Annotated in this window: 12 protein-coding genes; 8 read left to right on the top strand and 4 right to left on the bottom strand. The window is 57.1% G+C overall.

Annotated elements, in window-relative coordinates; all coding sequences use genetic code 11:
• Positions 1-443 precede the first annotated feature (443 nt).
• From BK662_RS21430 to BK662_RS21400, 7 genes are all read left to right on the top strand, one after another.
• Positions 444-1,928 carry an NCS1 family nucleobase:cation symporter-1 gene (locus BK662_RS21430; protein ID WP_123359727.1) on the top strand — a complete coding sequence of 495 codons (1,485 nt, stop codon included), beginning with the start codon at positions 444-446 and terminating at the stop codon, positions 1,926-1,928.
• Positions 1,929-2,169: 241 nt separating this feature from the next.
• Positions 2,170-3,453, top strand: a complete 1,284-nt coding sequence (locus BK662_RS21425) for a Zn-dependent hydrolase (RefSeq protein WP_123359726.1) — start codon at positions 2,170-2,172, stop codon at positions 3,451-3,453.
• A gap of 187 nt (positions 3,454-3,640) precedes the next feature.
• Positions 3,641-4,075, top strand: a complete 435-nt coding sequence (locus tag BK662_RS21420) for a carboxymuconolactone decarboxylase family protein (RefSeq protein WP_063343432.1) — start codon at positions 3,641-3,643, stop codon at positions 4,073-4,075.
• Between the two features lie 3 nt (positions 4,076-4,078).
• The gene (gene sigJ / locus BK662_RS21415; RefSeq protein WP_123359725.1) at positions 4,079-4,972 is read left to right on the top strand and encodes an RNA polymerase sigma factor SigJ; all 894 of its coding nucleotides are present in this window, start codon (positions 4,079-4,081) and stop codon (positions 4,970-4,972) included.
• Between the two features lie 476 nt (positions 4,973-5,448).
• Entirely contained in the window at positions 5,449-11,304 is a 5,856-nt protein-coding gene (gene proA / locus BK662_RS21410) for an anti-phage protein ProA (protein ID WP_123359724.1), read from the top strand.
• A gap of 305 nt (positions 11,305-11,609) precedes the next feature.
• Positions 11,610-13,106: a helix-turn-helix transcriptional regulator gene (locus BK662_RS21405; protein WP_123359723.1), complete on the top strand. Its 1,497-nt coding sequence runs from the start codon at positions 11,610-11,612 to the stop codon at positions 13,104-13,106.
• A 193-nt stretch (positions 13,107-13,299) separates the two neighbouring features.
• Positions 13,300-13,548: a DUF1652 domain-containing protein gene (locus BK662_RS21400; protein ID WP_123359722.1), complete on the top strand. Its 249-nt coding sequence runs from the start codon at positions 13,300-13,302 to the stop codon at positions 13,546-13,548.
• A gap of 539 nt (positions 13,549-14,087) precedes the next feature.
• On the opposite strand, the gene BK662_RS21395 is transcribed toward BK662_RS21400, so the two are convergent.
• From BK662_RS21395 to BK662_RS21375, 4 genes are all read right to left on the bottom strand, one after another.
• Positions 14,088-15,203, bottom strand: a complete 1,116-nt coding sequence (locus BK662_RS21395) for a Gfo/Idh/MocA family protein (protein ID WP_123359721.1) — start codon at positions 15,201-15,203, stop codon at positions 14,088-14,090.
• 294 nt (positions 15,204-15,497) lie between these two features.
• Entirely contained in the window at positions 15,498-16,265 is a 768-nt protein-coding gene (locus BK662_RS21390; protein ID WP_123359720.1) for an SDR family oxidoreductase, read from the bottom strand.
• Positions 16,266-16,303: 38 nt separating this feature from the next.
• Positions 16,304-17,371 (bottom strand): phosphotransferase family protein, encoded by a 1,068-nt coding sequence (locus tag BK662_RS21385; protein ID WP_123359719.1) that lies wholly within the window; start codon positions 17,369-17,371, stop codon positions 16,304-16,306.
• 477 nt (positions 17,372-17,848) lie between these two features.
• The gene (locus tag BK662_RS21375) at positions 17,849-18,820 is read right to left on the bottom strand and encodes a 2-hydroxyacid dehydrogenase (protein ID WP_123359718.1); all 972 of its coding nucleotides are present in this window, start codon (positions 18,818-18,820) and stop codon (positions 17,849-17,851) included.
• Between the two features lie 349 nt (positions 18,821-19,169).
• On the opposite strand from BK662_RS21375, the gene BK662_RS21370 reads away from it, so the two are divergent.
• A complete protein-coding gene (locus BK662_RS21370; RefSeq protein ID WP_123359717.1) occupies positions 19,170-20,450 on the top strand; it encodes a serine/threonine transporter in 1,281 nt (426 codons plus the stop codon).
• The last annotated feature ends 7 nt before the right edge of the window (positions 20,451-20,457 follow it).

Raw genomic sequence — 20,457 nt, 5'->3', positions numbered from 1 at the left:
ATTAAAACTGAAAATCACCAAAATGGTGAGGCCTCTCACCATTTTGACGCACTTGACAGGTTCCAAAAATAGACGAGATTTTCTATGTGAAATCAGCCGCTTGTAGATGGTCTATGGTTGAGGCGCAGTCTTTCAAAAAAGATCGACGCACCAGATTGAGTCCTGACTGTTCGGACAACTTGCCTGACATTCGGCCTGAGTGGCATCGCAACTCACCGCGGATTCAATAGTTGGATAAATAAAGCTGATCAATATCAGTTGGTTAGCGAAATTTTATGGCACTGCCCGATGCGTAAGCGGGGTACCCGGCACGTTTATTGATGCCGCCGCTGACACCTTGGCCGGTCCGTAAAAGTTGTCAGTTTCTCCGGCCATCGTCCGGCTCGCGCGTCTCGCGCCAGCCCCTGATGAGCAAAAATAATCAAAAGAACAGTGGAGCGGCCATGCAACAGATCAGATCGCAAGTGACCGAGCGCGACGGCTTGTTTGAGCTAGAAGCCGGCAGCGATGTCCTTGACAGTCCCCGTTACAACCACGACATGGCACCAACCAAGGTGCATGAACGAACCTGGAACAAATGGCACATCACCGCGTTATGGGTCGGCATGGCGATCTGCGTGCCGACCTATACCCTCGGCGGCGTGCTCACCGCTTATTTCGGGCTGACCGTCGGCGAAGCGCTGCTGGCGATTCTGTTCGCCAACATTATCGTGCTGATTCCACTGACCCTGAACGCCTTCCCCGGCACCAAGTACGGCATCCCATTCCCGGTGTTGCTGCGTTCGTCCTTCGGCATCCTCGGTTCCAACATTCCATGCCTGATCCGTGCCCTGGTAGCGTGTGGCTGGTTCGGCATCCAGACCATGTTTGGCGGGTTGGCGATTCACCTGTTTCTCGGGTCGGTGTTCGATGACTGGAAAGCCCTCGGCGGCACCGGTGAAGTGATCGGCTTCATGGTGTTCTGGGCCTTGAACCTGTGGGTGGTGATTCGCGGCGCGGACTCGATCAAATGGCTGGAAACACTGTCCGCACCGTTACTGGTACTGGTCGGCGTGGGGCTGCTGATGTGGGCGATGCCGAACGTATCGATGAGCGAATTGATGGCGATCCCGGCCAAGCGTCCGGAAGGGGCCAGCGTGGTCAGTTACTTTGCCGCCGGGCTGACCGCCATGGTTGGCTTCTGGGCCACCTTGTCGCTGAATATTCCGGACTTCAGTCGCTACGCGAGAAGCCAGAAGGATCAGATTATCGGGCAGATTATCGGCTTGCCCCTGACCATGTTCCTGTTCGCCTCCCTCGGCGTGGTGATGACGGCCGCTTCGGTAAAACTGGTGGGCGTCACTGTTTCCGATCCGGTCACCCTGATCGGCCATATCCAGAGCCCGGTCTGGGTCGCCCTGGCCATGGCGCTGATCATCATCGCCACGTTGTCCACAAACACCGCGGCCAACATCGTTTCGCCGACCAACGACTTCCAGAACGTTGCGCCCAAGATCATCAACCGCACCAAAGCGGTGATCCTCACGGGGCTGGTCGGCTTGGCGCTGATGGCTCATGAATTGTTGAAAAAGCTGGGGCTGATCGTTTCGGATTTGAGCCTGGAGACGGTGTATTCCAACTGGTTGCTGGGCTATTCGAGTCTGTTGGGGCCGATCGCCGGGATCATGGTGGTGGACTATTTCCTGATCAAGAAACAGCAGCTGGATCTGGCGGGTCTCTACCGCGATGACGTTTACCCGGCGTGGCACTGGTTCGGTTTTATCGCGTTCGGCGTGCCGGTGGCATTGACGCTGCTGTCGCTGGGCAGCGATGCGTTCAGCTGGTTCTACAGCTACGGCTGGTTCACCGGCTCGGCCCTTGGTGGGCTGATTTATTACGGGTTGAGTGTGATGCGGCCGAGTCCTACTGCTGTGAAAACTGCGGTGTGAGGGATGGCCTCATCGCGAGCAGGCTCGCTCCCACAGGGGAATGCATCTCAACTGTGGGAGCTGCCGAAGGCTGCGATCTTTTCGGGGCCGCCGGAGAGCAAGATCAAAAGATCGCAGCCTTCGGCAGCTCCTACAAGGGAATGCATTTCAACTGTGGGAGCGAGCCTGCTCGCGATGGCGGCCTCACAATAACCACAAATTTTCATGAAGAAACCTATAACAACTGCCTGAGGAGATCACCATGAACGCTGCCATAGACGTTCTGCAGTCCACCCATCAGCACATCAACCGCGACCGTCTGTGGCAGTCGCTCATGGACCTGGCCAAACTCGGTGCCACGGTCAAGGGCGGCGTCTGCCGACTGGCCCTGACCGACCTCGACCGCCAGGCCCGGGACATCTTCGTGAACTGGTGCGAGGAAGCCGGCTGCACCGTCAGTATCGACGCTGTCGGCAACATCTTCGCCCGCCGTCCGGGGCGCAACCCGAACCTGCCGCCGGTGATGACCGGCAGCCACATCGACACTCAACCCACCGGTGGCAAGTTCGACGGCTGCTTCGGCGTGCTGGCCGGGGTCGAAGTCTTGCGCACCCTCAATGACCTGGGCGTGGAAACCGAAGCGCCGCTGGAAGTGGTGGTCTGGACCAACGAAGAAGGCTCGCGCTTCGCCCCGTGCATGATGGGCTCCGGTGTGTTCGCGGAAAAATTCACCCTCGAAGAAACCCTGGCCAAGGTCGATGCCGAGGGCGTGACCGTCGGCGAAGCCCTGAATGCCATTGGCTATGCCGGCCCGCGCAAAGTCAGTGGCCACGCCGTCGGCGCCTATTTCGAAGCCCACATCGAGCAAGGCCCGATTCTTGAGGACGAGCGCAAAACCATCGGCGTGGTCATGGGCGCCCTCGGGCAGAAATGGTTCGACCTGAAATTGCGCGGCGTCGAAGCCCACGCCGGCCCGACACCAATGCACCTGCGCAAGGATGCTCTGGTCGGCGCCTCAGTGATCGTCGGCGCGGTCAATCGCGCCGCCCTCGGCCATCAACCCCACGCCTGCGGCACTGTCGGCTGCCTGCAAGCCTACCCCGGCTCACGCAATGTGATTCCCGGCGAAGTGCGCATGACCCTGGACTTCCGTCATCTGGAACCGGCGCGACTCGATTCAATGATCGCCGAAGTTCGCGAAGTCATCGAAACCACCTGCGAAGAACACGGCCTGACCTTCGAATTGACTCCCACCGCCGACTTCCCGCCGCTTTACTTCGACAAGGGTTGCGTCGAAGCAGTACGCGGCGCCGCTCAAGGGTTGGGTTTGTCGCACATGGACATCGTCAGCGGGGCAGGGCACGACGCGATCTTCCTCGCCGAACTCGGCCCGGCGGGGATGATCTTCGTGCCCTGCGAAGGCGGCATCAGCCACAACGAAATCGAAAACGCCACGCCGGATGACCTCGCTGCCGGGTGTGCGGTGTTGTTGCGGGCGATGCTGGCGGCTTCGGATGCGATTGCCAGCGGAGAACTTGCGGCCTGAAGATCAAAAGATCGCAGGCTTCGCCAGCTCCTGCATTGAGCCGTACACCCATGGATGTACGCGACCCCTGTAGGAGCTGCCGAAGGCTGCGATCTTTCGCTTTTATGCGTTAAAAAAAGTCCCCACGTCACAAACCCGAATCCTCAATCGTCATCCTGTTGAACCCCTCAATTAGCGGAGCAACACGATGTCGTCCAACACCCAACCGGTCAATCTGCTGCAGTCCATTCCTCAGGTTTTCGAAAGCCTGACCCAAGTCCATGTCACCCTCGACAGCCATGACCTGGACCCGACCCTCAAACACCTGCTGCACCTGCGTGCCTCGCAGATCAACCAATGCGGTTTCTGCGTGAAGATGCACACCCGTGAGGCGCGTGAGGCCAATGAAACCAACGAGCGCCTGGACCGCCTGATCGTCTGGCGCCATGTCAGCGATTTCAGCGCTGCCGAACGCGCGGCGCTGGCTTGGACCGAAGCCCTGACTGTGCTCGATGAAAAGACCGACTACGCCAGCCTGCGCGGGGACTTGCGCGAGCATTTCAACGATGCTCAGATCGGTGCCTTGACGGCCGAGATCGGCATGATCAACCTGTGGAACCGTTTGCAGGTGTCGAGGCACTGATTGATGAACTCCGCTGAAAACGCCGCCGCTGTGTTCGAGCAGCGCCGGCCCTTTTTGCTCGGTCTGGCGTATCGCATTCTCGGCTCGCGCACCGAAGCCGAGGATGTGGTGCAAGAGTTGTTCATCAAGTGGCTGGAGGCCGACCGGGCCTCCATCACCACGCCAGCCGCCTGGCTCACCACCGCTTGCACCCGGCACTGCATCGACCTGTTGCGCTCGGCGCACAAGTCACGGGTCGATTACATCGGCACCTGGCTGCCGGAGCCGATTCACACCACCCATCAGCATTCACCCGAACACCTGCATGAACTGGCCTCGTCATTGTCCACCGCGTTCCTGCTCTTGCTGGAACGGCTGACCCCCAAGGAGCGCGCCGCGTACCTGCTCTACGAAATTTTCGATATGGATTACGCCCAAGTGGCGGAGGTTATCGGGGGCCAGGAAGCGGCTTGCCGCAAGTTGGTGTCCCGGGCCAAGGCCGGTCTGGGTAGCGGGCAAATCCGCTATCAACCCGAACCCGCGCGTCAGAACCAGTTGCTGAACGCCTTCCACAGCGCCATCGCCAGCGGCTCAACCGCGTCCCTGACCGCGCTGCTGGCCGAAGACGTCGAACTCTGCGCCGACGGCGGCGGCAAGGCCTCGGCCATCCGCGAAACCCTGTTCGGCATCAACCGCGTGCTGGATTTCATTGGTCAGTCGCTGCACACCTACTGGCAGACGTACGAATGGCTGCCCACGCAAATCAACGGCGCTCAAGGCGTGATCATCAAAGCCGACAGCGAACTCGTCGCATCGCTGAGTTTTGGTTTTGACGAAGCGGGGCGGGTGAACCGGATTTTCATCATGCGTAATCCGGATAAGTTGGTGGGGTTGCGAGATTTGTTGGATGTGCAGTAACTCAGTGCGAGATTGTTGCCACCACACTCAGCGGTCCCGTTTATTTTGTTCAGAGCTCCTGACAATTCGGGCCGCAATTATCGAAAAATCCTGTTGCCATTGAGCGTTTCTACACGCGCCCTATGAGACTACAAGAAACGGCCTGCGGGCCGTTTTTTGTTGGCTGGCGAAAACCTTCGGCCGGATGCTACTTCTGTGGCGAGGGGGCTTGCCCCCGCTCGACTGCGAAGCAGTCGCCTGAGGGAGAGTGCGTACTGAATTGATGACTTCACTTTTAACTGGCCAAGGGGCCTACGCTTGCGAGCTTTCAGTGTTGATTCTTACGATAAATGCACAGCCTTAAGAGTAGGAGCTTTCGCAACTACACATATAGTAAAAAAAGCAGTTTCAAAATCCATGCATGTCGGTGAGTATGCCCACTATTTGTGCCTGTCTTTCAAAGTCGCGTCGTCGAGTTCACCACGGAGAAATGGTTTATGACCATCAAGATCGAGGGAGTGATCGCCAATAAAATTGGCTTTGCTTCCCACCAGAATGCTGTGCCAGTCCTAAGGGAGCTGATGGTACACAATGACGGTGATGCAGATTATAACGATCTTGAGCTGGAGCTTGTGGCGGATCCTCCCTTCCTCGAAGGCAAGACGTGGCGGCTCGACCGGTTAAGCAAAGATTCGACGCTGCATATTTCAGAGCGCAATTTGACGCTGAATGCTGGCTATCTTGCAGACCTTGCGGAAAGCCTGACTGCAACGTTGGTTCTGCGCCTCCGCTGCAAAGCAGAAATTCTCTACAGCCAGTCGTTCCCGATTGAGCTTCTAGCAAAAAACGAATGGGGCGGCGTGAACTCCATGCCGGAGTTGCTTCCTGCGTTTTCCATGCCCAATGATCCGGCCGTTGATCGGATACTTAAGTCTGCTTCGGATGTTTTACGTCGCGCTGGTAAACCAGATGGCATCAACGGATACGAAAGCAAATCCAGAACCCTAACGTGGGAACTGGCTTCCGCGATATGGTCGGCAGTCTGTGGTCTGAGATTAAGTTATGCATTACCACCCGCAAGCTTTGAAACCCAAGGGCAAAAGGTCCGAACACCAGGGCTTATTCTGGAGGGTGGTGTCGCAACCTGCTTGGACACCGCATTGCTTTTTTCGGCAGCACTAGAACAGGCGGGGCTCAATGCTCTCTTGATACTGACCAAAGGCCACGCTTTTGTTGGTGTTTGGCTTCAACCACAAGAATTTTCCCAGCTCATTACCGACGAAGCTTCTGCTGTACGAAAGCGTATTGACCTGAAAGAAGCCCTCGTATTTGAAACCACCCTTGCTACGCGGTTTCCTGTGCCGAGTTTCAGTCAGGCAGTAAGTACAGCAGAGCGGCAAATTAATGATGAAGATTTCATCATGGCCATTGATATACACCGGGCGCGTATGCAACGCATCCGACCTTTGGCAACGTCGATCTCTGGGCCAAAATCGGAAACTGTTCAAGATTCGGAAGCAACTCTAGAGGCGTTGGAAATTGCGCCTTCGCTACCTGGTTTCGACATTGAAATTCTTACCGAAACCGATTCTCCGGCTGGGAAGCTAACCTTGTGGCAGCGCAAGCTTCTGGACCTGACTACTAGAAACCGCCTCTTGCACCTGCCTGATAGCGCAAAGGGCGTTCGCTTGATTTGCCCCGAGCCTGCTGAGTTGGAGGATCAACTGGCCAGTGGTAAACGCATCAGAATTGTTTCGGTACCCGATCTAGAAGCAGGCGGTAGAGACGCCGCTCTTTATGAACAGCAAAATCGTGAAAGTTTGCGCGATGAATATGCACGGAGCGCTCTGTCTCGAGGTGAAGTACTGGCCACGCTGGAGAAAAGCAAACTTGAAGTAGCGCTGATAGAGCTTTATCGCAAAGCCCGGAGCGATCTTGATGAGGGCGGCGCTAACACGCTGTTTCTTGCTCTCGGCTTTCTAAAGTGGAAAAAGTCGGCAGACGATTCGAAGACCTATTCAGCTCCCCTGATTTTGTTACCGGTAAAGCTTGATCGAAAAAGTGCCTTGTCGGGTGTGACGATGACCCTGCTTGAGGATGAACCTCGCTTTAACCTGACATTGCTCGAGTTGCTTCGGCACGATTTCGAGTTGGTGATTCCAGGATTGGAAGGAGAGCTTCCGACCGATGAAAGCGGTATCGATGTAGCAGGTATCTGGAATACTGTCAGGCGTGCGATAAGGGATGTGCCGGGGTTTGAAGTCACTACGGAACTTGTGCTTGGGACTTTTTCCTTTGCAAAATACTTGATGTGGCAGGATCTGGCGGCCCGCTCAGAACAGCTTTTGAAAAGCCCCATGGTCAAGCACTTGCTCGAGAGGAGTGTTGGCGGTGAAGGTTATTCCACCTCAGGTGACTTTCCTCACCCCAATGAATTGGATAGGAAGGTCAATCCGGCTGATCTTTTTACACCGTTACCGGCAGACTCCTCCCAATTAGCAGCCGTCGTTGCATCGGCCAGTGGTTGTGACTTTGTACTCGACGGACCTCCCGGCACCGGTAAATCTCAAACCATTGCCAATATGATTGCGCACAACCTCGCCTTAGGGCGCAGAGTATTGTTTGTCGCTGAAAAGATGGCTGCTCTGGATGTGGTTTATCGTCGACTTGAAGAAAAAGGATTGGGCGAGTTCTGCCTTGAGCTCCACTCCAGCAAGACCTCGAAAGTGGAAGTGCTCAAACAACTCGAACGTGCATGGGACGTGCGTGATGCTCTGACAGCAGACGAATGGACAGTTGAAACAGCGAAGCTGCATAAGCTGCGAAATCGACTAAATGAAGTTGTTGAGTTGTTGCATCGCCGTTCGCCCAATGGATTGTCTGTGCATCAGGCTATCGGCCGGGTTGTGCGGGATGGAAATTCCTCGTTACCGCGTCTTGGATGGCCAGAAGGAACAACCCACGACGCGCATACCTATGCTCTGCTGCGCGATATCGCTAGACGTCTTGACCTAAATAGTCAGGCCGCCCGAGAGCTTTCTGTCGGCTTTTCACTTTTGGCCCCTACGGATTGGTCGAACGGGTGGCAGGAGGCGATTGTTGCTGCTGCCAGTGATTTGCCTAGTGCAATAGAACGACTTAAAGCCGCAAGCACCAGTTTGTTGAAGGCAACGGACCTTCCACTTGCGGTCGCACATAGCGACGATATCGAGCAACTTGCGCAGTTCGTCGCTGTTCTGGTTGATGCACATGGTGTTGATCTTTCATTCGTTTTTACGCTGAATGTGAGCGCGAAGATAAGCGCCGCCAAAAAAGCCATTCAGCTACTAGCTGAATATCGAGAAATCGAACAATCGCTATCTCTGCGATACGCACCAGAAGCTTGCCGCACCCTCAACCTTGAACAGCTCAAAAACGACTGGGAGGTAGCCAACGGTAAGTTCTGGATACTCGCTACTTTCGGCAAGAAGAAGGTGGCCAAAAACTTGGCAAGCGTTGGTGGTGCTGCTGGTCTTCCAGACGTTGAGTCGGATCTGCTCAAGTTCAACGAAATGCGCAGCTTGCTTATCTCTCTGGAGGGTGTATCTGCAGATTTGAGCTCTGTGCCTGGCTGGAGCGGCCTGTCCAGCAATGTGTCTGCCATGGCCGCTGCATGTGAGTTGGGCGAGCGCTTGCGGACGATGATTAGCTCAAGGGCAGAGTCCCCTGAGGACCTGATTGTATTGCGCGGGGCCACTGAAAAGCTTGTCGTTAAAGCCAATGAATTACTGGGTGGAGGAGGGTTCATTGCCTCGGCGCTTCATCAGTTGAAGGATGCACTGGCTTACTTTAATCAAGCAACTAAACGATTCAACGAACTGGGCAACCGTCCATTTGAAGGCAAGCTGACGATTGAGTCCTTGCTAGAAGCCTCTAATGCCATCGTCCGGCAGGAGTCGAAGCTGAAAGCCTGGTGTGATTGGTGCCGGGTTAGAGAGGAGGCAATTGCCTCAGGGCTTCAACCTTTAAGCGATGCACTGGCGGCTAATGCGATACCTGAAGGTGGCACTGTTGATACCTTCGAAACGGCCTACGCTCGTTGGTTTGCAACGGTGACGATTGATGCAGAACCGTTGTTGCGAAACTTTGTACCCGCGGAACACGCAAGCGACATTGACGCATTTATTCGCCTTGATGAGGATTTGTCCAAGCTCACAGTGCGATACATCCGAGCAAAACTGTGTGGTTTGATCCCGTCAAAAAACGAGATCGGCAAGCAAGGCGGCTTTGGTATTTTGAAACATGAACTGCTAAAATCTCGGCGCCATAAACCAGTACGACAACTGGCAGTCGAGATGGGTGATGCAATGTCCAAGCTTGCCCCTTGTATGCTGATGAGTCCGCTTTCGATTGCGCAATATCTACCGACAGATCTGGCCCTTTTTGACTTGGTCATCTTCGATGAGGCTTCGCAAATTGCCCCATGGGACGCCATCGGCTCCATTGCGAGAGGCAAGCAGGTGGTAATCGCAGGTGATCCTCGGCAGATGCCACCTACTAATTTTTTCAATCGCGCTGCGTCCGCCTCAGAAGATGATACGGCGGAGGATATGGAAAGCATTCTGGATGAGTGTCTCGGCGCGGGCATCCCGAGCCATAGTCTCAGCTGGCACTACCGTAGTCGCCATGAAAGCTTGATTGCGTTTTCCAACCATCGTTATTACGACAGTAACTTGATTACGTTCCCGGCTGCCGAAACACGGGCGAGTGCTGTGGAGTGGCGTCGTGTTGACGGTGTTTATGCGAAGGGTAAAGGCCGGCACAATCAGGCAGAGGCCGAGGCCATCGTTACCGAAACCGTGAAGCGCTTGATGGACCCAGCCTTTATCGCTGCGGGTCATACGATCGGGATCATCACGCTTAACAGCGATCAGCAAAGGCTTATTACCGATCTGTTGGACAGAGCACGGCAACAATTTCCGCAGATTGAGCCATTTTTCCAGGATGATATTGCCGAACCTGTAGTCGTAAAAAATCTGGAGACAGTACAAGGTGACGAACGTGATTTGATCATGCTGGGTATTGGGTATGGTCCGACGGAATCTGGTGCTCAGGTTATGTCGATGAACTTCGGCCCCCTGAATAAGGAAGGTGGATGGCGTCGTTTGAATGTCGCGATAACACGTGCGCGTAGGGAAATGCTGGTCTTCTCGTCTTTTGATTCTTCGATGGTTGACCTGAACCGTACCAATGCACGAGCCGTGCGTGATCTGAAACACTTTATTGAGTTTGCGCAGCGTGGGCCGAGGGCGCTGGCTGAAGCGGTACAGGGTTCAGTGGGTGGCTACGATTCGCCGTTTGAAGAAGCGGTCGCTCAAGGTTTGCGACGTAAGGGCTGGCAAGTGGTGCCGCAGATTGGTGTCTCTCGTTTTCGAATTGATTTGGGGATCGTCCATCCAGATAGACCAGGTGACTATCTTGTCGGTGTCGAATGCGATGGCGCGACCTACCACAGCGCTGCGACAGCCAGAGACCGCGACAAAGTCCGCAGTGCAATTCTCAAAGGGTTGGGCTGGAAGTTGGTTCGACTGTGGTCCACCGAATGGTGGATTGATAAGTCTGGTGCCCTTGATCGCTTGCATGTGTCACTGGAAGCGCTGCTGCAGGAGTCTCGTGCGGTCCCCGCCGCAAGCCTGTCGCCCAACAAAGATCTGCATATTCCTCAATTGTCACTGGTGCAGAACGCTCCAGTAGCAACAGTCGTTGATCAAGTAGAAGAAGTTGTCGACGCACCAGCGATGGAAATGCCAGTCGAGGAGCCGGTAGACCTCAAAATTGCGAGATCCTTTATGGCGTCGGCCAGCCCTGCGATCAAAGGTGAGTACCGTGTCACTGATTTCACCGGTGTGGGCGACAGGATTAGTGCAGAGGCCTTTTACTCGCCAGAATACGACGCAGTTCTCGCAGATTTGATTGCACATGTATTAGTACACGAAGCTCCAATCCTCGACTCATTGCTGGTGCAACGGGTTGCTCGAGCTCATGGGTTTCAGCGCTCCGGACGCCTTATTCGAGAACGAGTCCTGGACCTGACAGAGCAGAATCATCACCTGAGAACCGATCCCGTTGACGGTCAATTTGTCTGGCACTCTGAAAATGATGTTGCTGGCTGGAACCGCTATCGGATACCGGTGACTATCGAAGATGCCCGGTCTGTAGAAGAGATAGCTGCCGAGGAGTTGCTGACGGTGGCGTCCTTGATCTCAGCAGGTGACAGGCCACTTGAAATCGCTAAAGCATTGGGGGTGAGGCGCCTGACCAGCGCTGCACGGGAGCGAATAGAGCTGGCGATGAAGTCGATGTCAGACTTCTAAGTCATCACGGAAGAAACACTCAGCATCGAGGGGCGCGCGAACGTCGCACCGCCGCCGTATGGCGAGGGAGCTTGCTCCCGTTCGGCTTCGTAGCGGTCGTAAACCAACTAACGCGCAGTACCTGAAACAACGCGGTGACAGGATTTGGGACCGCTTCGCGCTCCAGCGGGAGCAAGCTCCCTCGCCACAAAGGTTGTGTTGGCAATTGGAGGAGGTGGCAGTGCTATCTGCACTATCGCAAACGCTGGCGGTCGTAATCTTCACAGGGTCGCGCGTAACTGCGCCGCCGCAATCGTGGAGTTCCAATGAGCCAGGACGTCCTGACCACCGAAACCAATCGCCGCCAGTTGCAGCAGATCATCGCCGGACTGTCCGATGGGGTGATTCTGCTGGAGCTCGACCAGACCATTCTCTGGGCCAATGACGCCGCGCTGGCCATGCACGGTGTCAATCGGATTGGTGAGCTGGGCGCCAATGCCAGGGAGTACGCGAAGCGGTTTGCCTTGCGCTATCGCAACAATCATCCGGTAGCGACGGAGAATTATCCGATCAGCCGCGTGGCCCGCGGCGAGATGTTCAGTGATGTTCTTGTTGAATTGACGCCAGTCGAAAACAAAGAGCGCACCTGGGTTCATAGCGTGCGCAGCATGGTGCTGGCCGACCGCGCCGGCGAGCCGGAGTCGTTGGTGCTGATCATGAACGACGTCACCGAATGGGCCAGCGCCGAGCAGCGTTTCGAAAAGACCTTCAATGCCAACCCGGCCCCGGCGGTGATCTGTCGCCTCAGCGATTTGCGCTTCATCAAAGTCAATCAGGGCTTCCTGGAAATGACCGGTTATGCCCGCGATCAGGTGATCGGCGCTTCGACCTATGAGCTGGATGTACTGGAGCGCGCTGAAAACAAGGAACTGGCCAAGCAGCGTTTGCGTGACGGGGCAACCATTCCGCAGATGCAGGCCGAACTGCAATTGCCCGACGGTGGCAGCAAACAGGTGATCGTTGCCGGGCAACCGCTGGAGCTCAACGACGAAGCTTGCATGCTGTTTTCCTTCGTCGACATGGAGCTGCGGCACAAGGCCGAAATTGCCCTGCGCCAGAGCGAGGAACGGTTCGCCAAAGCCTTTCGCCTCACCCCGGTGCCGATCCTGGTGTGCAGCGCCGACGATCAAGTGGTGATGGACGTCAACGAAGCCTTTCTCGATACCCTCGCGTGCCCCAGTGAAGAGGTGCTCGGCAAGACCGTGGCGCAACTCGGATTCATCGACGATGCGGGCACTCGCACGCGACTGTTTGCGGCCCTGGAGAAAACCGGGCGCGTGGATCGCGTCGATGTCAGGGTACGCTGCAAGGATGCCGGGCTGATCGATTGCGCCGTCTCGGCGGACACCGTGAACATTCAGGACGGCACTTGTTATCTGCTGGTGTTGATGGACATCACGGAGCGTAAACGCACCGAGCTGGAGTTGGTGTCGGCGATTGAAGAGGTGATGAAAGATGCCTCCTGGTTCAGCCGCACGCTGATCGAGAAACTGGCTAATGTGAAGAACGTCAATTTGCCGCAATTGCCCAGTGTGTCGTTCACCGACCTGACCGCCCGGGAGCGTGATGTGCTCGGCTTGATCTGTGAAGGCCTCGCCGACAAGGAAATCGCCGCGCGCCTGAAACTGGCGCCCAATACGGTGCGTAATCATGTCTCGACGGTGTATTCCAAGCTCGACGTGCATAGCCGCAGTGAGGCGATTGTATGGGCCCGCGAACGGGGTCTGTTCTCCAGCGAGAGGCGGCCCAAGGGGCAACGTTAAGATGCAAATGCACTAGTTGGGATGGTGCAATTTGATGTTCTGCCAAGGGGCTGGTTTTTCTAGGCTGTAAGGGTGCGATACGTGACTTCGGGTCGGTATCGGGTCCTCTTCGATGCAGCTAAAGGAACAGCCACATGGGTGCGAACAGATCAAGCGTGGGGTCGATTTTGCGTCGTCGCCAAGGTGAATCGGGATGATTCATCTGGCGCAATTGCGTATGCAACTGGAGCGGAATTTTTCACCGTTGGCCTGTGAGTGTGCGCTCACGGGGGATAATTCGTTGACGGTGAAGCTTTATCACCCGGCGACGGGGCAGGTGGATCTGGTGGTCAGTGGGTTGAGCATGGCGATGCTCAGGACGCCAGAGGCAATGGCGGCGTTGATTGAAGAGTTGCGGTACGAGCTTGAGAGCATTGGCCTGCATCGGTCCAGTGCTTTGTAGGCGCTGGCTTTTCTCTCGCAGATATCCCCCGATCCACTGTGGGAGCGGGCTTGCTCGCGAAGACGACCTTATAACCTATAAATCCCCCTCTGATGTACGCCGTTCAAACTGTGGGAGCGAGCCTGCTCGCGATTTTCTGGCATTGGCGGGTGGCTGGGCTATAAGGAATGCGAGGTATTTCTTTTCTGTGACGGGGCCGCGGGTGTGCGGTGTGGTTTTTGTGTCGCGGAAAATGTCGATTACTTACCGCGGGTCAGCCTATGAACAGTTTTGGGATACGTATTTTTTCGCCATTGTCGCTCGTACTCTGCGCGGCGATTCTGGGTGGTTGCGCCAGTCCGCCGCCTCCACCACCCGCTGCGCCGCCACCGCCACCGGTTCGAACCTGTCAGACCTCCGAAAACACCGATGTGCAGGGTGATATGAGGGTTGAAGGGCAGGTGACCCGGACCACGACCCTGACCCGTTGCGTCACTCAGTAAGCCGGGTCAGGTGTACCGGCGCGATGTGCGACCGGCGGGTGTGGCCTGAGTGGCGGGTCAGACTTCCTCGATCCTGACCCACCGCGACGCTTGTGCCGCCAAACGAATTGCCGTCGCCAGGCGTTCGACTTCCCATGCCTGTTCGAAATCTGTCCCGTCCTGACCGAGACCGGCCAGCGCCATCACCAACTCATGCACTTCAAGGGTCTTGAGTTCGTTGTAACCCAACTGATGCCCCGGTGCCGGGCTGAAGGCGGCATAACCCGGTAAATCCGGCCCGGCCAGCAGCCGTTGGAAACCGCCTTGCCCTGCGCGATACAGCCGCAGTTCATTCAAGCGTTCCTGATCGAACGCCAAGGTGCCTAGGGTGCCGCTGATTTCAAAACTCAGGTGATTCTTGTAACCGTGTTTGAGCCAGCTGCTGCTGAACGTCCCGCGCGCGCCGTTGGCGAACCGCAGCAACGCGTGGACCTGATCGTCGACCGCGACCTCGCGCCGTTCCTGACCGCCCAACGTAACGGGGCGTTGCGCATGTACGGTCTGGGTGTCCGCGCACACCGCCTCGATATCGCCCAGCAGATGACGAGCCATGGCCAGCAAGTGACTGCCCAGGTCCGCCAAGGCACCGCCGGCGTAATCGGCGTCGCAGCGCCAGGACCAGGGTGAAACAGGGTCGGCCATGAAGTCTTCGCTGAATTCGCCCTGGAAACTGATGATCTGCCCCAGCGATCCGTTTTGAATCAGATCGCGAGCCAGGCCGATGATCGGGTTGTGTTGATAGTTGTAACCGACCCGCGTCACCACACCCGCTGCTTTGGCGGCCAGACGCATGGCACTGGCCTGTTCGAGATTCACGGCCAAGGGCTTCTCGCAGTACACCGGTTTGCCGCCTGCTAGGGCGGCCATGGCCATGGGGTAGTGCAGATGATTAGGAGTAGTGATGGCGATCAGGTTGACCTTGGGGTCATTGATCAGCTGTTGCCAGTCGCTGTGAGCCGCATCGAAGCCCCAGGCGTCGGCGCAGTGGCGCGCACGTTGCGGGTCGGCGTCGGCGAGGGCGGCGAGTTTGAGCTTCAGCGGCAATTCAAAAACGGCGCTGACGTTGCGAAAGGCCAAGGCGTGGGCACGGCCCATGAAACCTGTGCCGATAAGTCCGATACCGAGTTCGCGCATAGCCAAGGTCCTTTGGTTTTTATTTTCAGGAGGGTTATTTATGGAATAAATATTCCCAATATGCAAATGGTGGAATAAATATTCTTATGTTTGGATTCGATACTTCCTGTGAAAACGCCGATCCCACTGTAGGAGCTGCCGAAGGCTGCGATCTTTTTGACCTTTAACGATTCAACTGACGCCATAGATCAAAAGATCGCAGCCTTCGGCAGCTCCTACACGGGGACGGTGTACATACGCAGGACACAAAAAAGGCAGCCTTTTGGCTGCCTTCAGTTTATTCGCAGAACCAAATCAGGACAGAAAACCACCATCCACATTCAACGAAACCCCAGTCGTGTAGCTCGACGCATCACTCGCCAGATACAACACCGCACCGGCCATTTCACTCGGATCCGCCACACGCTTGAGCGGAATCTGCTGCAGCGCCGTTTGCAATATGGCGTCGTTCTTCACCAGCGCCGAAGCAAACTTGGTGTCGGTCAGACCCGGTAGCAGGGCGTTGCAGCGAATGCCGAATTGCGCGCATTCCTTGGCGAAGACTTTGGTCATGTTGATCACCGCGGCCTTGGTCACCGAGTAGATGCCCTGGAAGATCCCCGGCGAAATACCATTGATCGAGGCGACGTTGATGATGCTGCCGCCGCCGTGTTCGCGCATCAGCTTGCCGGCTTCCACCGACATGAAGAAATAGCCGCGAATGTTCACGTCGACGGTTTTCTGGAATGCGCTGAGGTCGGTGTCCAGGACGTTGCAGAACTGCGGGTTGGTCGCGGCGTTGTTGACCAGAATGTCCAGGCGCCCGAACTGTTCGCGGATGCCGGCGAAGACTTGGGTGATCTGCTCCATCTCACCAATGTGGCAGGCGATGGCGGTGGCCTTGCCGCCGGCGGCGATGATGGCGTCGGCGACGTGCTGGCAACCATCGAGTTTGCGGCTCGAGACGATCACGTGGGCGCCTTGCTGCGCCAGCAGTCTGGCAATGGCTTCACCGATGCCGCGGCTGGCGCCGGAGACGAAAGCGATCTTGCCGTCGAGGTCGAACAACTGAGTCTTGGACATGATTTTTCCTTGTTTTTGGGCCCGATCAGCGGCCGTGATCAGAGGCTGGATTTCGAGATGACTTGCAGGCTCATCTGCTCCAGCAGTTTGTTCATGTGAATGAACTGCGCGAAGCGTTTGTCCTGGGTCTGACCATGGAAGAAGCGGTAGTAGATCTGCTGCACGATGCCGGCCAGACGGAACAGGCCGTAGGTGTAGTAGAAGTCGAAGTTGTCGATCTGGATGCCGGCGCGCTCGGCGTAGTAATCGACAAACTCACGGCGGGTCAGCATGCCGGGAGCGTGGCTTGGCTGGCGGCGCATTAATTGCACCGGCGCCGGGTCGTCGGCTTCGATCCAGTAGGCGAGGGTATTGCCCAGATCCATCAGCGGGTCGCCAAGGGTGGTCAGCTCCCAATCGAGCACGCCGATGATCTGCATCGGGTTCTCGGGGTCGAGGATCACGTTGTCGAAGCGGTAATCGTTATGGACGATGCTCGAGGTCGGGTGATCGGCCGGCATCTTGTCGTTGAGCCAGGCCTTGACCGCTTCCCACTTCGGCGCATCCGGGGTCAGGGCTTTTTCGTAGCGCTCGCTCCAGCCTTTGATTTGCCGCGCGACATAACCTTCGGGTTTGCCAAGGTCGCCCAGGCCATAGGCCTTGTAGTCGACCTGGTGCAGTTCCACGAATTTGTCGATGAAGCTTTTGCACAGGGCTTCGGTCTTGGCTGAATCAAGACCCAGTTCCGGCGGCAGTTCGGAGCGCAGGATGATGCCCTTGACCCGCTCCATCACATAAAACTCGGCGCCGATCACCGATTCGTCAGTGCAATGCACGTAGGCTTTGGGGCAATAGGGAAAGCCGTCCCGCAGCTGATTGAGTATGCGGAATTCGCGGCCCATGTCGTGGGCGGACTTGGCCTTGTGACCGAACGGTGGCCGACGCAGGACGAATTCCTGTTCGGGGTATTCCAGCAGGTAAGTCAGGTTCGACGCACCGCCCGGAAACTGGCTGATTTTCGGCAAGCCACTCAGGCCCGGAATGTGCGCCTTGAGGTAAGGATCGATCAGGCTGGCATCGAGTTCTTCGCCGGAGCGTATACGGGTGGACTGGTCAGTAAGCGCCATGCTTATCCCTTCTGCTTATTTTGGAGGCCAGACATCATTGGCTAATCTAATGGTGCGCCGGGGGGGCCACAAGCGCGGCACGGTCTTATAGGTTAGCGTGTTGCCGGATAATCAGCGTTCCTGATGTGCGAGCGCAGGCTCGGCGGACGAATGTCGGCCAGCATCGATAATGAATGTGCCGACGTCATCGCGAGCAGGCTCGCTCCCACAGGGATCTCGGTTGAGCGCGGTATTTATGTACGACGGAGATCCAAAAGGTGGGAGCGAGCCTGCTCGCGATGAGGCGATCTCAGTCAATACAAGGCTTTAAGCTCCGGCAGCATCGGTCGAGCGCCAAACCAACCCCGGCGCCTGTCGATACGCTCATGGTGGCGGCATCGACCCCGGCCGCCAGGCCGCCAGTCATCCCGGCACCCCAGTACTCAGCGAACCCGCGAATAGTGAAGAAGCGTACCGATAACTGCTATTGGGCGTCCTTTAGTGATTGTGCCGGGTGGCTGCCGTCGGCGGCGGTAAAGCAATGGGGGTCAGTACCGGTTGACCGGAAAAAAACGCCGTCAGGTTTTTGCCGACCAGTTCCACGGTGCCTTGGGTGGCCTCCGGGGACAATCCGGCGACATGCGGGGTCAGAATCACGTTGGCCAGTCCCTTGAGGGCGTCCGGCACCTGGGGTTCGTTATCGAAGACATCCAGCGCGGCGCCAGCGATCCGTCGTTGTTCCAGCGCGCTGATCAGGTCTGCCGTGATGATCACACTGGCCCGGGCAATGTTGACGATAAATCCGTTGGGCCCTAAAGCATCCAGTACCTGCCTGTTGATCAAGTGTTGGGTGCCGAGCCCGCCGGGTGCGGCAACTATCAGAAAATCCGAATGGCGCGCCAGTTCAGTCGGCGTCGAGCAGAAACTGTAGGGCACATCGCTGCGATGCTGGCGATTGTGGTAACTCACGCTCATGTCGAAGCCGTTGGCGGCACGTTTGGCGATAGCGATGCCGACGGCCCCAAGGCCGAGGATGCCCAGGTGTTTGCCAGCCAGGGAAGGGCGCATGATTTTCGGCCACTCGCCCCGACGCACGGCAGCATCGGCCCGAGGAATATCCCGCACCAGTGCCAGCAGCAACGCCATGGCGTGGTCGGCGACGGAAGAGGCATTGACGCCGGCCCCGTTGGTGACGGTGATGCCGCGGTCGGCGGCGGCTTGCAGGTCGACATGTTCGTAGCCGGCGCCGATCACGCAGATGATCTTGAGGTTGGGCAGGGCGGCAATTTCATTGGCGTACAGGCCCAATGGACCGCGCGTCAGCACTGCATCGATCTGACTGCCCTGTCGGGCAATGGCGGCGGCACGCTCGGCCGGGGTCGGGGCCAGAATCAGATGAAACCCCTGATGTTCGAGAATCGGCAGGTATTCATTAATGGTTTCAACCAGTACCAGAACAGTTGCGGTCATGCTGGGCTCCTGCGGGCAGCGGAATGTCGGGGGCTCGAACGTCGCTTCAGATTGCTGACCTCAGAGCGATTTGGCAATGGCCAGGGTTTTGGCTCCCGGTGGCGGAGCTGGCGAAGCCTGCGATCCTTCTAATGACAACACTAGATCAGTGCGAGGCAGATGGAGAGGATTTGTCCGCTCGCTCCTACGGGAGAATCTGATCCGCATAACCATTCCTCACCTAAGCCTTTGCTTCTGTTGATTAATCCCGGACAATCGCGCCCCTGTTTCGGCCAGGGCGCTGCCTGTCGGGTTTTTCCGACTCGTCCTGACCGGGTGGCAAGTGACCGGAAAGCGGAGATCCGACCCGATGAATGATCAGGCCAATAGCGTCGACGAACGCTATGTAGCGGCAACACCAGCGAGCCTAGAAAGCTGGAATCGCCATGACACCACCTGGATGCTGGGCCTGTTTGGCACGGCAATCGGGGCCGGTACCCTGTTTTTGCCGATCAACGCGGGGCTGGGCGGTTTCTGGCCGCTGCTGATCCTGGCAGTGCTGGCGTTCCCCATGACGTTTTACGCACACCGTGGCCTGACCCGCTTTGTGTTGTCCGGCCGTGAAGGCGCCGACATCACCGAAGTGGTGGAAGAACACTTCGGCATCAAGGCCGGTGCGTTGATCACATTGCTGTATTTCTTCGCGATCTTCCCGATCCTGCTGATCTACAGCGTAGCCCTGACCAACACCGTGGGCAGTTTCCTCGAACATCAACTGCACATCATGCCGCCACCTCGCGCCGTGCTGTCGTTCGTGCTGATTCTTGGCCTGTTGGCAGTGGTGCGTTGCGGTGAGCAGGCGATCGTCAAGGCGATGAGCCTGATGGTGTATCCGTTCATCGTCGCGCTAATGTTCCTGGCGGTATTCCTGGTTCCGCACTGGAATGGCGGCATCCTCAGCACTGCGACCACGCTGCCTGAGTCGTCGGCGCTGCTGCACACCCTGTGGCTGGCGATTCCAGTGATGGTGTTCTCGTTCAATCACTCGCCGATCATCTCGGCGTTCGCAGTGGACCAGAAGCGTCGCTACGGCGCGCATGCCGAAGAGCGCAGCTCGCAGATCCTGTCACGCGCCCACATCTTGATGGTGGTGATGGTGCTGTTCTTCGTCTTCAGCTGCGTGCTGACCCTGTCGCCGGCGCAACTGGCGGAAGCCAAGGCGCAAAACCTGTCGATCCTGTCGTACCTGGCCAACCACTTCAGCAACCCGACCATCGCCTTCGCGGCGCCGTTGATTGCCTTCGTGGCCATTTCCAAGTCGTTCCTGGGCCACTATATCGGCGCCAGCGAAGGCTTGAAGGGCCTGATCGTCAAGAGCGGCAAACGCCCGGCACCGAAGACGCTGGACCGCATGACCGCGGCATTCATGCTGGTGGTCTGCTGGATCGTTGCCACGCTGAACCCGAGCATTCTCGGCATGATCGAAACCCTCGGTGGCCCGATCATCGCCGCGATCCTGTTCCTGATGCCGATGTACGCGATCCGCAAGGTTCCGGCCATGGCGCGCTTTCGTGGTCAAGCCTCTAACGTCTTCGTGACGGCGGTGGGCCTGGTAGCAATTTCGGCGTTGATCTACTCGCTGACCGTCTGAATTTGAG

The sequence above is a fragment of the Pseudomonas frederiksbergensis genome, assembly GCF_003732275.1.
Classification (GTDB): Bacteria; Pseudomonadota; Gammaproteobacteria; order Pseudomonadales; family Pseudomonadaceae; genus Aquipseudomonas; species Aquipseudomonas frederiksbergensis_H.
Note: the sequence above shows the minus strand (reverse complement) of the source record. Positions and strands in the feature narration are given on the sequence as shown.